At 63.8% G+C, this 12,620-nt stretch carries 14 protein-coding genes; 8 read left to right on the forward strand and 6 right to left on the reverse strand.

Annotated features, from left to right (window positions below):
- Positions 1-7 precede the first annotated feature (7 nt).
- From rfaE1 to CK218_RS00395, 3 genes are all read right to left on the reverse strand, one after another.
- Positions 8-1,498: a D-glycero-beta-D-manno-heptose-7-phosphate kinase gene (gene rfaE1, locus CK218_RS00385; protein WP_095826549.1), complete on the reverse strand. Its 1,491-nt coding sequence runs from the start codon at positions 1,496-1,498 to the stop codon at positions 8-10.
- A 152-nt stretch (positions 1,499-1,650) separates the two neighbouring features.
- Entirely contained in the window at positions 1,651-2,283 is a 633-nt protein-coding gene (locus tag CK218_RS00390) for a LysE family translocator (RefSeq protein ID WP_095826550.1), read from the reverse strand.
- Between the two features lie 47 nt (positions 2,284-2,330).
- Positions 2,331-2,765 (reverse strand): thioesterase family protein, encoded by a 435-nt coding sequence (locus tag CK218_RS00395; RefSeq protein WP_095826551.1) that lies wholly within the window; start codon positions 2,763-2,765, stop codon positions 2,331-2,333.
- Between the two features lie 240 nt (positions 2,766-3,005).
- On the opposite strand from CK218_RS00395, the gene rfaD reads away from it, so the two are divergent.
- The 3 genes from rfaD to waaC are packed head-to-tail and all read left to right on the forward strand — an operon-like array spanning position 3,006 to position 5,907.
- Positions 3,006-3,956 (forward strand): ADP-glyceromanno-heptose 6-epimerase, encoded by a 951-nt coding sequence (gene rfaD / locus CK218_RS00400; RefSeq protein ID WP_095826552.1) that lies wholly within the window; start codon positions 3,006-3,008, stop codon positions 3,954-3,956.
- Positions 3,929-4,936, forward strand: coding sequence for a lipopolysaccharide heptosyltransferase II (waaF, locus tag CK218_RS00405; RefSeq protein ID WP_095826553.1), 1,008 nt, complete (start codon positions 3,929-3,931; stop codon positions 4,934-4,936). Before rfaD ends, waaF begins: the two co-directional genes overlap by 28 nt.
- Positions 4,933-5,907 carry a lipopolysaccharide heptosyltransferase I gene (gene waaC, locus CK218_RS00410; RefSeq protein WP_095826554.1) on the forward strand — a complete coding sequence of 325 codons (975 nt, stop codon included), beginning with the start codon at positions 4,933-4,935 and terminating at the stop codon, positions 5,905-5,907. The genes waaF and waaC overlap by 4 nt, the downstream gene beginning before the upstream one ends.
- A gap of 3 nt (positions 5,908-5,910) precedes the next feature.
- On the opposite strand, the gene greA is transcribed toward waaC, so the two are convergent.
- Together greA and CK218_RS00420 are read right to left on the reverse strand one after the other, a co-directional pair.
- A complete protein-coding gene (gene greA / locus CK218_RS00415; protein WP_027168132.1) occupies positions 5,911-6,384 on the reverse strand; it encodes a transcription elongation factor GreA in 474 nt (157 codons plus the stop codon).
- A gap of 276 nt (positions 6,385-6,660) precedes the next feature.
- Positions 6,661-7,200, reverse strand: a complete 540-nt coding sequence (locus CK218_RS00420) for a tetratricopeptide repeat protein (protein WP_095781311.1) — start codon at positions 7,198-7,200, stop codon at positions 6,661-6,663.
- A 179-nt stretch (positions 7,201-7,379) separates the two neighbouring features.
- Between CK218_RS00420 and CK218_RS00425 the strand changes: the two genes are divergently transcribed.
- The 5 genes from CK218_RS00425 to CK218_RS00445 all read left to right on the forward strand — a co-directional run bounded on the left by CK218_RS00425 (position 7,380) and on the right by CK218_RS00445 (position 12,159).
- Entirely contained in the window at positions 7,380-7,805 is a 426-nt protein-coding gene (locus CK218_RS00425; RefSeq protein ID WP_095781310.1) for a DUF3775 domain-containing protein, read from the forward strand.
- A gap of 193 nt (positions 7,806-7,998) precedes the next feature.
- The gene (locus tag CK218_RS00430) at positions 7,999-9,033 is read left to right on the forward strand and encodes an extensin family protein (protein ID WP_066994925.1); all 1,035 of its coding nucleotides are present in this window, start codon (positions 7,999-8,001) and stop codon (positions 9,031-9,033) included.
- A 185-nt stretch (positions 9,034-9,218) separates the two neighbouring features.
- Positions 9,219-9,971, forward strand: coding sequence for an extensin family protein (locus tag CK218_RS00435; protein WP_245425815.1), 753 nt, complete (start codon positions 9,219-9,221; stop codon positions 9,969-9,971).
- A gap of 72 nt (positions 9,972-10,043) precedes the next feature.
- Positions 10,044-10,751: an LssY C-terminal domain-containing protein gene (locus tag CK218_RS00440; RefSeq protein WP_066994473.1), complete on the forward strand. Its 708-nt coding sequence runs from the start codon at positions 10,044-10,046 to the stop codon at positions 10,749-10,751.
- A 94-nt stretch (positions 10,752-10,845) separates the two neighbouring features.
- A complete protein-coding gene (locus CK218_RS00445) occupies positions 10,846-12,159 on the forward strand; it encodes a hemolysin family protein (RefSeq protein ID WP_095781308.1) in 1,314 nt (437 codons plus the stop codon).
- Between the two features lie 35 nt (positions 12,160-12,194).
- Here CK218_RS00445 and CK218_RS00450 read toward each other — a convergent pair whose 3' ends face one another.
- Complete coding sequence (locus CK218_RS00450; RefSeq protein ID WP_095777326.1) at positions 12,195-12,617, reverse strand: GNAT family N-acetyltransferase; 423 nt, start codon at positions 12,615-12,617, stop codon at positions 12,195-12,197.
- Positions 12,618-12,620: the final 3 nt, after the last annotated feature.

Consider the following 12,620-nt stretch of genomic DNA (forward strand, 5'->3'; position numbering starts at 1 on the left):
GAAACCCTCAATTCGCGCCGCCGGCGCGCAGCTTGCCGATGGTTTTGGTGGTGCTCTTGCCGGCGACGAGGTCGACCAGCACCACACGCCCGCCCGCCTTCTGCACCACGTCGGCACCGACCACGGTCTCGATCGTGTAATCCGCGCCCTTGACCAGGATGTCGGGCAGAAGCGCCTCGATCAGCTTGAGCGGCGTGTCTTCCTCGAAGACGACAACGGCATCGACCGAGGCGAGCGCCGCGAGCACGCAGGCGCGGTCGTGCTGGTCGTTGACCGGACGTCCGGGCCCTTTCAGCCTGCGCACCGAGGCGTCGCTGTTCAAGCCGAGCACCAGCCGGTCGCATCGGCTGCGCGCGGCGTGCAGCAGGCTGACATGGCCGGCATGCAGAATGTCGAAGCAGCCATTGGTGAAGCCAACCGACAGCCCCTCCTCTTTCCAGGCCGCCACCATCCTGGCCGCCGCATTGGCGTCGAGAATGGCGTCCTTGTGGGCGACCGGTCCATGCGAGCGCAACAGCGCGCCGGAAAGCTCCTCCACTGTCAGCCGCGCCGTGCCGCGCTTGCCGACCACGACCCCGCCGGCGGCGTTGGCGATTGTAGCAGCCTGCACCCGGTCGGCGCCCGCGGCGAGCGACAGCGCGAAGGTGGCGATGACCGTGTCGCCGGCGCCGGAGACGTCGAACACTTCGCGCGCCTGCGTGGAGATATGGCGGGCATCCTCCGCGGTGACCACGCTCATGCCCTTTTCGCTGCGCGTCGCGACGATGAACTCGAAGTCATGCGCGGCAATCAGGTCGCGTGCCGCAGCGACGATCTCGTCATCGCCGAAGACCGGGCGTCCGACCGCCTCGCCGAGTTCCTTGCGGTTGGGCGTGACCGCCGTCGCCCCGGCATAGCGCGCATAGTCGCGGCCCTTCGGGTCGATCAGCACCGGTTTTCCGGCATCGCGGCAGATCGCGATCAGTTCGGCCGCCACGCCGTCGAGCAGGATGCCCTTGCCGTAGTCGGACAGGATGACGATATCGGCGCGCGCAAGGGCAGCCTGGAAATGCTCGACAAGCGTCGCCCGCTCGCCACTGGACAACGGTTTGATTTCCTCCTCGTCGAAACGCAGCACCTGCTGGTTAAGCGCGCTGAAGCGGCTCTTCGACGAGGTCATGCGGTCCTGCCGCTGTGCAAGGCCGTCCGTATCGGCGCCAAGATCGCCGAGCATGCGCATGAGATTGTCGCCGGCCTGGTCGGCGCCGATGACGGAGACCGGGATCGCGGCGCCGCCCAGTGAAACGATGTTGGAAACGACGTTGCCGGCGCCGCCCAGGGCCACCACCTCGCCCCGCCCATGCAGCACCGGGATCGGCGCTTCAGGCGAGATCCGCTCGATGACGCCGTTGACGAAACGGTCGAGGATGAAATCGCCGACCACCAGCACCGTGACCTCGCCGAAGTGGGCGATGGTGCGATGCAAGGGCTCCGGGGAAGGCAGATGGTGCTTGATCATCTCACTGGCGCGCGCCGAGAACGGCGGTTCTTGATCGGGGTTGCAGCGCCGGAAATGCGGCGCTCTTCATTCTTCGCGATGCCGATATACCGCAATCGGGGCCAGCGCAACGGCGGGCCGGTGCACGCGCGCCGGCCAAGGCGCCGGACGGATCAGCTCTTCTGCAAGGCGACATGGACGCCGAGACCGACAAGCACGGCGCCACCTGCGCGCTGCATAAGGCGCTGCGCGCGACCGGAGCGCCGCAGCCGCGCAATCATCGCGCCGGCGAGAAAGACGCAAACGATGTCGGCCGACGAGAACATCAGGTTGACGACGGTTCCCAGCACCACGAACTGCAGCCAAACCGGAAAGGTCGCCGAAAAATCGATGAACTGCGGCAGGAACGCCATGAAGAAGATGGCTGTCTTGGGATTGAGCACCTCGACCGTGATGCTTTCGAAAAAGGCGCGACGCGCCGATTTTCGCTCTATGGCAGGAAGCGTTCCGTTTCCCTGGATCTTGGCGCGGAACAGCGAAACACCGAGCCAGATCAGGTACAGCGCGCCGACAAGTTTGACGGCCATGTAAAGCGGCGGCACGGCGTGGAACAACACCGACAGCCCGGTTGCGGCGGCAAGGACATGGACATAGCCGCCGAGATGGATGCCGAGCGCCGCCGTCAGCCCCGACCAACGCCCGCGCGCCATGGTCTGCGCGGCGGCATAGAGCATGGCCGGTCCGGGAATATAGGCGAAGATAGCCGTGGTGACGAAAAAGGCGATAAGCAGTTCGGTCGACGGCATCTTGATCCCTCACGATGAGAGCCGACTGAAGCGGGAGCTTTGCGGCCTCACTGTGGCGACGAACCGGTCTGCCCTGATTTGGCAAGAACGCGGGCCATGAACTTGTCATGGTCGATGACCGCGCGCTCGTGGAAACCTTCGCCGATCAATCCATTCTCGTCGCTGCACGATACCTTGAAGCGCAGCTTTCGCCCCTGCACCGCGACAAGCTCGACATCGGCGGTGACAGTCATGCCGACGGGCGTCGCGGCGACATGGCTGACGTCGACATGGGTGCCGACGGTTCTCTCATGGCTGCTCAGGAACGGACGCAATGCCTCGACGCACGCCCATTCGATGAAGCCGACCATGAAGGCGGTGGCGAAAACCGGCGGCATGTCGCCGAAACCCGCAAAGGCCGTTGTCATTGCCGGAACCGTCAGGGAGTCGTCGACCCGCAGGGTTTGAAGGTAGTGAAGGCCGGGCTTTAGATCGGATGTCATGGCTATACCAACGGCAAGAACGCACACCGACGGCTCATGCCACGGCCCTCAAAACCACCATAGCTTGCTTCGACCGAAGACGTACCGTTCGGCGCGCCAGAGCTTATCTCGCGAGCCGTTCTGCCGATCCATCCCTACATTCGTCGTAGCCGATGCTCCACAACCGGGGACCTTTTATCGACACCTGCTCGCGCCTCCCCTATAAGGGCCGGAATCGGCAACGAAACAAGGCTCACAAGGATGATCATCGTCACGGGCGGCGCCGGCATGATCGGCTCCAACATCGTCGCCGCGCTGAATGCCGAAGGCCATGACGATATCTTGGTCGTCGACGATCTGACCGACGGCCACAAGATCGCCAATCTGGCCGATCTCCGCATTACCGACTATCTCGACAAGGACGAGCTTCCGGCCCGGCTCGAGGATGGCGGGCTGGGCCGCATCGAGGCCGTCTTCCATCAGGGCGCCTGCTCGACCACCACCGAATGGAACGGCAAGTTCATGATGGACGTGAACTACGCTTATTCGAAGCGCCTGCTGCACGCCTGCCTGGCGCTGCGGGTGCCCTTCCTCTATGCCTCCTCGGCTTCGGTCTATGGCGGCGGCAGCGAGTTTCGCGAAGAGCCCGAATTCGAGCGGCCGCTCAATGTCTACGCCTATTCGAAGAAGCTGTTCGACGACTATGTCCGCCGCAATGTCTTCGACACCGATCACTCGCAGGTCGCCGGCCTGCGCTATTTCAACGTCTACGGGCCGCGCGAGGCGCACAAGGGGGCCATGGCCTCGGTTGCCTTCCATTTGTTCAACCAGGTCGAGCAGGGCCAGAACCCGAAGCTGTTCGGCGCCTATGGCGGGTTCGGCCCCGGCGAGCAGAGCCGCGACTTCATCCATGTCGGCGACGTCGCCGACGTCAATCTATGGCTATGGAAGCGGGGCTCAAGCGGCATCTTCAACTGCGGCACCGGCCGCGCCCAGCCGTTCCGCGCCATTGCCGAGACGGTGATCGACACGCTCGGCAAGGGTGAGATCGAGTTCGTTCCCTTCCCCGAACACCTAAAGGGCAGCTATCAGAGTTTTACCGAGGCGGATATGTCCCGCTTACGCGCGGCCGGCTACAATGGCCAATTCCGCACCGTCGAAACCGGCGTCAGAGACTATGTCCAATGGCTGAAAGCCCAACGATCCTCGTGATCGGCCCACGCTGGGTGGGCGACATGGTCATGGCCCAGTGCCTGTTCGCCGCGCTGAAGGAAAAGCATCCGAATGCGGCCATCGACGTGCTCGCGCCGGCTTGGGCAGCGCCCCTGGTCAAGCGCATGCCCGAAATACGCTGCCAGATCGACTTTCCACTGATGCCCGGCACGCTCGAATTCCGCAGCCGCAGGCGCTTCGGCCGCCTGCTGCGCGGCCGCTACGACATGGCCTATGTGCTGCCGGGGAGTTGGAAATCGGCGCTGATCCCGTTCTTCGCCCGGATTCCGCGCCGTGTCGGCCATCTGAGGGAAATGCGCTACGGCCTGCTGACCGACATCGTTCCGCTGCCCGATGCGGTGAAGCGGCGCACGGCTCAGGCCTATTTCGGCCTGGCGCGCGGCGGCACTTTTCGCCCGCCGAAGCTCACCGTCGATATGGCCAATCAGGCCGATCTGCTGGCGCGGTTCGGGCTGGGTGCAAAAGAATTCGTCGCCCTGTTGCCGGGCGCCGAGTTCGGCCCGGCGAAGCGCTGGCCGAGCGAATACTATGCTGAGCTAGCCCGCGGGATGATGGCAAAAGGCCTGGGCGTCGCCTTGCTCGGCTCGAAGAACGACTCTGAGGTCACCGGCGAGATCGCGAGGCTTGCGCCGGGCGCCGTCGACCTTGCCGGCCGGACGAAGCTGGAGGATGCCATCGACCTGATCGCCGCGGCGAAGCTAGCCGTCTCGAACGACAGCGGACTGATGCATGTGGCCGCCGCCGTCGACACGCCAATCGTCGCCGTCTATGGCTCGACCTCGCCCGAAAACACGCCGCCGCTGACCGATCGTTCGGAACTGATCTGGCTGCATCTCTCCTGCTCGCCCTGCCACAGCAAGGTCTGCCCGCTCGGCCATCTCAACTGCCTTAAGACGCTCGATGTCGCGCGGGTCGCCGCTGCCGCCGACCGGTTGCTTGAAATTCCTGCGGCCGCATGAGGGTTCTCATCGTCAAGACATCATCGATGGGCGATGTCATCCACACCTTCCCGGCCGTCGAGGACGCGCTCCGCAATCGCCCGGACATAAGCTTCGACTGGTGCGTGGAAGAGGCCTTTGCCGCCGTCGTCGCCTTGCATCCGGCGATCGGAACCATCCACAAGGTGGCGCTCCGGCGCTGGCGCAAGAAGCCGTTCGACGGCGGCACATGGCGCGAGATGGCCGGCCTGCGACGTGCGCTTCGCTCGCGCCGCTACGACCTGGTTATCGATGCACAGGGGCTGTTGAAATCGGCCGTGGTCGCCAAGCAATCCGGCGCGCCGATCGCCGGCTTCGACCGCTCCAGCGCCCGCGAGCCCTCGGCGACGCTGCTTTACGAGCGCAAATACGCCGTGCCGCGCGAGTTGCACGCCATCGAGCGCACCAGACGCCTGTTCGGCCTGGCGCTGGGGTATCAGGCGGACCTCTCGACGCTCAGCTCCGGCATAGTGCCGCCGGCAGGCGGACTTTCCGGCGTCGAAGGTAAAACGGCTTTCCTGCTGCACGGCACCAGCCGCGAAGACAAGAAATGGCCGGTCGAAGACTGGGTCGATACTGCGCGCCGATTGGTGTCGCAGCAATTTACACCGATCGTCACCTGGTCGAACGAAGCGGAGAAGCGTGTTGCCGAGGCGATCGCCGGCGCCGTGCCGGAAACGGTGCTGGTTCCGAAATCGCTGCTAGCGGATGTCGCCGCGATCCTCGGCCGGTCGACGCTCGTCATCGGCGCCGACACCGGCCTCACCCATCTCGCCAGCGCTTTCGGCCTGCCGACCGTCGCCATATTCCTGGCGACGGAGCCCGGCCTGACCGGCCCGCGCGGGCCCTATTCATCGACACTGCTGGCGCCCGCCGGCGGCAAAGTCACGCCGGCCGAAGTTATGGCTGAAGCAGAGCGGCTGCTGGCGCCTAGATCGGAAACGCCAGTCTAGCCCTCAAATAAATTGCACCTGGACGATCTCGTAACCCCGTGCGCCGCCCGGGGCGTTGACCTCGATGGCATCGCCGACTTCCTTGCCGATCAACGCGCGCGCGATCGGCGAGGAGATCGAGATACGGCCGGACTTCACGTCCGCTTCCTGGTCGCCGACGATTTGATAGGTCTTCTTTTCCTCGGTGTCCTCGTCGACCAGCACGACCGTGGCGCCGAACTTCACCTTGTCGCCGCTGAGCTTCGAGACGTCGATCACCTCGGCGCGCGCGATCAGGTCCTCGAGCTCGTTGATACGGCCCTCATTATGGCTCTGCGACTCTTTAGCCGCATGGTACTCGGCATTCTCGGACAGGTCGCCATGCGAGCGCGCTTCGGAGATCGCCTCGATGATGCGTGGACGCTCTTCCTGCTGGCGCCAGCGCAGTTCTTCCTTCAATGACGCGAACCCCTCGCCTGTCATCGGGACCTTGATCATGATGCCTGACCTTTCCTGCCACTACCCCCGCTTTTCGGGAATAGCCTTGTCGTTGGGTACAAAAAGAAAACGGTCCGGCAGCCTCGGGCTAACGGAACCGTTTCACCACAATTTCCCTGAATATAGCGATCTCCGCGCGATTTTCACGCTCAAAAATGATGTTCAGTAAAATCACCACCGCTTTCGCAAGGCCATCCGGCGCTAAATCCGCAATGCCGCCAGCAAAAAGCCGGCCGCGATTGCTCGCAGCCGGCTTCGAAAAGCATCTGAGAAGAATCAGCTCCTCAGGAAACGTTCGATCTGCTCTGACAACATGCCGTATTCGCGCGAGCCTTTGCCGGTCCGCTTCTCGATTTCCTTGAGCTGCTCCTGCGCGCCGGCAAGATCGCCGATTTGCAGATGGGCCTCGCCGAGATATTCGCGCACCAGCGTGTAGTCGGGGTCGATGCGCAGCGCTTCCTCGTAATAGCCGAGGCCGACCGTGACACGGCCGGAATGGCGATGCGAATAGCCGAGATAGTTGAGAATGCGCGGATCCTGCTTGTTGGCGGCGAGCGTCAGCACCGAAATCGCCTCGTCGTAGCGCCCGGCCATCGCCAGGTCGTGGCCTGCCTCATAGATGCTGTCGTCATCCAGCATGCCGTACTGCGGCACGACGCATTTCTTCTTTTTCTTGTCCCAGACCTGACCCTTCTTGCATTGAGTGGTAGTCTGGCTGCCACCGCCACCGCCCTCGCCGGCGGTGAATGCAGGCGCCGCGAACAGCGGCAGGCTAACGGCAGCAGCCAAGACCTGAACAAGCAAACGTCTGCGCATCGGAGCCTCCTTAAGCGTGACAACGGCAGATTAACGCCGCTTCGATGCGGTTTCATCCCGAAAACCTGTCAAAAGCCAAACTATTTGGAGGTCGGGGAGCGCATCGCCTCTGCGAACGGATGTGACGCGGGCCGCAAATCCGCTATCATCAGTCGAGCGCACGACGAGGGGAAAGGCCAGTGCAGCAGCGCCTCGAGAAGGAATGGGAGCTTTCCATCGACCCGGATACCGTGCGCCTGTTCATCCTGAAGGCCAAGGCGCTGAGCGCAGCCGTCAACGAGGACTACGACGACGGCGCCGAGCACGAGGTCGAGTTCGATGGCGACAGGCACGACAATCATCATCACGACGGCCTTGTCGAGGAGGCATCGGAAGACCTCACCGAGGAGGAATTCCGCGAGCTTATCAACGACCTCAATGTCGATGAAGCGGCCGAGCTCGTAGCGTTGGCCTGGGTGGGCCGCGGCGACTACGAAGCTTCCGAATGGATCGACGCGGTGGCGGCCGCGCGCGAGCGCGCCAACAAGCGCACCGCAAAGTACCTGCTCGGACTGCCGCAGCTCGCCGATTGGCTGGAGGAAGGCCTGGAGGCGATCGGCGCGTAACGAACCGGTAACCGATTTTGATCGCAGCGCCGCAGCGTTCAAGGCAACCTTGCGATGCCCGGCCCGTTTCCGGCCGATGGCGAGGCTGAGCTTTTCCGGATTTTGCAGACTGGCGCTGCCTTTGGCGGCGGGGATTTTGCTGGTCACGCCGGCCGATGCCAAGCATCGTCACAGGCAGCCGCTGACACCGCGCATGGAGCAGCCGTTGACGCAGCGGGCCGATCAGCCACTGCGGCCGAGGATCAAGCACCGCGTGAGACCGCGCGGCAAGCAGCAAGTCGCGCCAAAGCTGGCGCAACAGCAAACGCAGGACCAGCCGATCTTGCCCGCCGATGCTCCGGTGCCAGAACCACGGCCCGCAGAAGCGCAAAAGGCCGGCACCGCAACGCTGGAAGAGCAGAAGGCTGCCGGTCCAAAGGACGCTGACGCATCCGACCAGATCAATCAAGAAAAGTCTCGTGAGGGAAAGCGGCAGCATCCCGAGTCTTCGGCCACCGAGCCGTCAACCGACACGGAAGGCGAACCTGAGGCGCCGTCTGCGGTGCCGATTCCGACGCAACGACCCGACATCGCGGAACCGAAGCCGCCCGCTGCCGCACCAAAGCCACCTGAAAAGCCGGCTGATACCCACGACAACAAAATACTGCCCGATCCGCGCTCCGCTGAGCTGCCAGCCGACAAGATGCCGGCGGAGGAGGTTGCCTGCCGTGAGCGCCTCAAGACGCTCGGCGTCGAATTCGAGGAGCACAAGGCCGAGCACGAAGCCGAGATCGGCTGCTCCATTCCCTATCCCATCGTCATGAAAACATTAGGAAAATCGATCAGTATAGGCGCCGGAGCCGAACTCAACTGCCAAATGGCGGAGGCTGCGGCACGATTTGCCGTCGAAGTCATCCAACCCGCCGCGAAGGCCGAATTTGGCGCCGATCTCAAATCGATCGGCCAGGCCTCCGCCTTTGTTTGCCGCCCGCGCAACGGTGGTGGAAAGCTTTCGGAGCACGCCTTCGGCAATGCGCTGGACATAGCGTCCTTCACACTCTCCGACGGCAGGACGATCGAGGTCGGCCCGGTGCCGCCCGAAAAAGATGCAAACTTCCTGAACACGATCCGCAAGGCCGCCTGCGGGCCGTTCAAGACGGTGCTCGGCCCAGGCAGCGATCCGGACCATGCGCTGCACTTCCACTTCGACCTCGAACCGAGACGGAATGGCGGAACGTTCTGCCAATGAGTGGGTGCGAAGAACAGATGCCGCAATTCGGCCCCAGGCGTGAATGCCGGCGCTGATCTTTCCTTTACTCTTGCCGACTAGACTTGTGCCATCCGGGGACAGGATGCCTTTCGATGGCCGCAATATTTGGCGCCAGCCTCGCCTTGGCGCGACTAAGCACTCGTGCGCGCTCCGTTGCCGTCAGAATGACAACGGGGCTCGCAATCACAGCGGTCTCGGCCTGCACCACCGGCGATGTCTTTTCGCTGCAGCCGGCCGTCGACGTCGGCAGCCAGACCTCCGCCATGCCCGAGGCTCCGCAATATTCCGGCATGCAGAGGCTTGTTCCGTCCGATCCCTACCTGACCCAGGCAGCCTATCCGCGCATGGATGAGCCCTTGTCTTCGCCCGAGCAGATGCCGGCCAGCGAGATCGACTGCCGCAATGAACTGAAACGGCTTGGCGTCGTTTACCAGGACATCCAGCCGATCCACGAAGGCCAGTGCGGCATCGATTTCCCGGTGAAAGTTTCAGCCATCGGCAGCGTCGAGATGAAACCGGCAGCGACACTGACCTGCAACATGGCCGCGACCTTCGCCGCCTGGACCAGGAACGAGCTCGTGCCGGCAGCCCGCTGGCGCTATTTCTCCGGCGTCAGGGCGATCCACCAGGGCTCGAGCTATTCCTGCCGTAAGATCGCCGGCGAGGGCGTCTTGTCGGAGCACGGCAAGGGCAATGCGCTCGATGTCATGAGCATCGAGCTCAACAATGGCAACGACATCGACGTTCGCAAGCCTGGCCTGTTTGCGTTTCGCACCCGCGGCTTCCTCAACAATGTTCGCGCCGACGGCTGCCAATATTTCAACACGGTGCTCGGCCCGGGCTATAATTACGACCACCGCAACCACTTTCACTTCGACGTCAAGAACCGCAGGAACGGCTACCGCGCCTGCCGCTGACCCTCAGCCTACTGCCCAACCGGCCCAACACCGCATAGAGTGGGCCGGGCACAGGCTTGGGAGTGGTCTCTCGTGGGTGAGCGAAGCCTTAGGCGACGCGCGGCGATTTGGCTGGCGGCTTTCTGTGCTTTCTATCTGGGCTTTGCCTATCTTGCCGCGCCGGAATTCTGGACGTGGCGCGAGCGCGGCTTCCGCACGCAGCGCTTCGAGATGGTGACGCATACGCCGCAGGGCATTCCCGGCGACCCGATCAATGTTGGACTTGTCGGCACCGAGAAGGAGGTGGTCCACGCTTTTGCCGTGGCCGGCTGGGACACGGCCGACGCCGTCACGCTCAGGACAGCGATCGACATCGGCGAGAGCGTCCTGTTCTCCCGACCCTATCCCGATGCGCCGATCAGCCGCCTGCTATTTGAAGGCCGCGCCCAGGACCTCGCTTTCGAAAAGCCCGTGGGCGACAGCGCCGACCGGCGCCACCACGTCCGCTTCTGGCAGACAAATACTGTCGGCGACGACGGCCGCCCGCTCTGGCTGGGCGCTGCCAGCTTCGACCGCGGCGTCGGCCTGAGCCACGACACCGGTGCCATCACCCATCATATCGGCCCGGACATCGACGCCGAGCGCAACTTGCTGATCGGCGACCTCAGCACCGCAGGCATGCTGACATCGTCCAGCGAGATCCCGGGGATCGGCGCGACGAAAAACGGCAGGAACGGCGGCGGCGATCCCTATTTCACCGACGGTATGGCGGTGGTTGGCGTGTTGAAGCGATTGCCCTAGCGCATCCGGCATTCTCGAAGCGGCAAACGGCGCAATTCGAAAAACGCCCAACCCGCTATTTTCGAATGCACCGCAGCAATGCTATTGACGCCGCATGCTATACGTCGAAATCGCCGTTGTGGCCGCCCTCATCCTGGTGAACGGCCTTTTGGCCATGTCGGAGCTGGCTATCGTCTCGTCGCGGCCGGCCCGTCTCAAGGCGATGATCGACCGCAATGTCAGGGGTGCCGGCCGCGCGCTGGCGCTCGGCTCCAACCCGGGCAAGTTTCTGTCCTCGGTGCAGATCGGCATCACCCTGGTCGGCGTTCTTTCCGGCGCCTTTTCCGGCGCCACGCTCGGCGAGCGACTGGCTCAATATTTGGCCTCGACGGGCATCCGCGAGAACATCGCCGACCCCATCGGCGTCGGCATTGTCGTCGCGGTCATCACCTACGCCTCGCTGATCGTCGGCGAGCTCGTGCCGAAGCAGATCGCGCTCAGGGATCCCGAGCGCGTCGCAGTCCGCGCCGCACCGGCGATGACCATTCTCGCCAAGGTATCGGCGCCGCTCGTCTTTCTGCTCGACATTTCCGGCCGCGCGGTTCTGTGGTTGCTCGGCCAGGCCGGCGAGGCGGAAGAGAAGGTCACGGACGAGGAGATCAAGATGCTGGTCGCCGAGGCCGAGCATCACGGCACCATCGAATCCGACGAGCGCCGCATGATCGCCGGCGTCATGCGCCTTGGCGACCGCGCTGTGCGCGCCGTGATGACGCCGCGCACCGAGGTCGACTGGATCAACCTGCAATCCGACGAGGCGACCATCAAACGGCTTTTGATGGAGAGCCAGCATTCGCGCCTGCCTGCGGGCGACGGCAATGTCGATGCCATGATAGGGGTCATCCAGACGCGCGACGTGCTGGCCGCCCTTCTTGCCGGCAGGGTGTTGGATCCGCGCCAGCATGTGCGCACCGCGCCAATCGTCCATGATCAGGCAGACGCGCTCGACGTGCTGCAAAGGCTGCGGGAATCGGACGTGCCGATGGCGCTCGTCCATGACGAATACGGCCATTTCGAAGGCATCGTCACGCCGGCCGACATCCTGGAAGCGATCACCGGCGTCTTCCGCTCGGACCTCGACGCGGGCGAGGAAGAGAACGCGGTCAAACGCGAGGACGGCTCATGGCTGCTCGCCGGCTACATGCAGGCTGACGAGATGGCCGAGGTGCTGGGCATCGACTTGCCGGAGAACCGCGACTACGAGACGGTGGCCGGCTATGTGCTGTCGCATCTGCACCACCTTCCCGCTACCGGCGAATGCGTGGACGCGCAAGGCTGGCGCTTCGAGGTGGTCGACCTCGACGGCCGCCGTATCGACAAACTGATCGCCACCCGCCTGCCCGACGGCCACCGTCCGATGGCGCGCCGATAGCGAGCCTGGATCTGCCGGGTTTTCCCAACGTCCATTCAGGCCAGTTCCTTGCGAAGAAAGACGCGGGCCTGCCCATCGAACCCGAACGGAACGCGGCCGAATTCCACATAAGCGTGGCGGCTGTAGAATCCAGGCGCCTGAAAGCTGCTTGTCTCCACGACGGCGCGTCTGCAGCCCCGCGCCTTTGCCTCTTCTTCGACGGCGGCAAGCAACCGGGCGCCGTAAGACAGACCGCGTAAATGCGCGGGCACGAAAAACATGTCCAAGAACAGAAGGCCGAGTTCGGTCCTTCCCCATAGGCCGCCCAAAGCTTTGCCCGAGCCATCACACAATACGGCGCCTATGGGAATGCGGTCGTCCGTCCCTGTGATGGCGACGTTATAGCGGTAGAGCGCCGCGGCGGCCTCCGCTTTCGCGGCTTCGTCCGCAGACAGGATAATTGAGAATTCTTGAGTCATGCG

Source organism: Mesorhizobium sp. WSM3879 (assembly GCF_002294915.1).
In the GTDB taxonomy this organism is placed as follows: Bacteria; Pseudomonadota; Alphaproteobacteria; order Rhizobiales; family Rhizobiaceae; genus Mesorhizobium.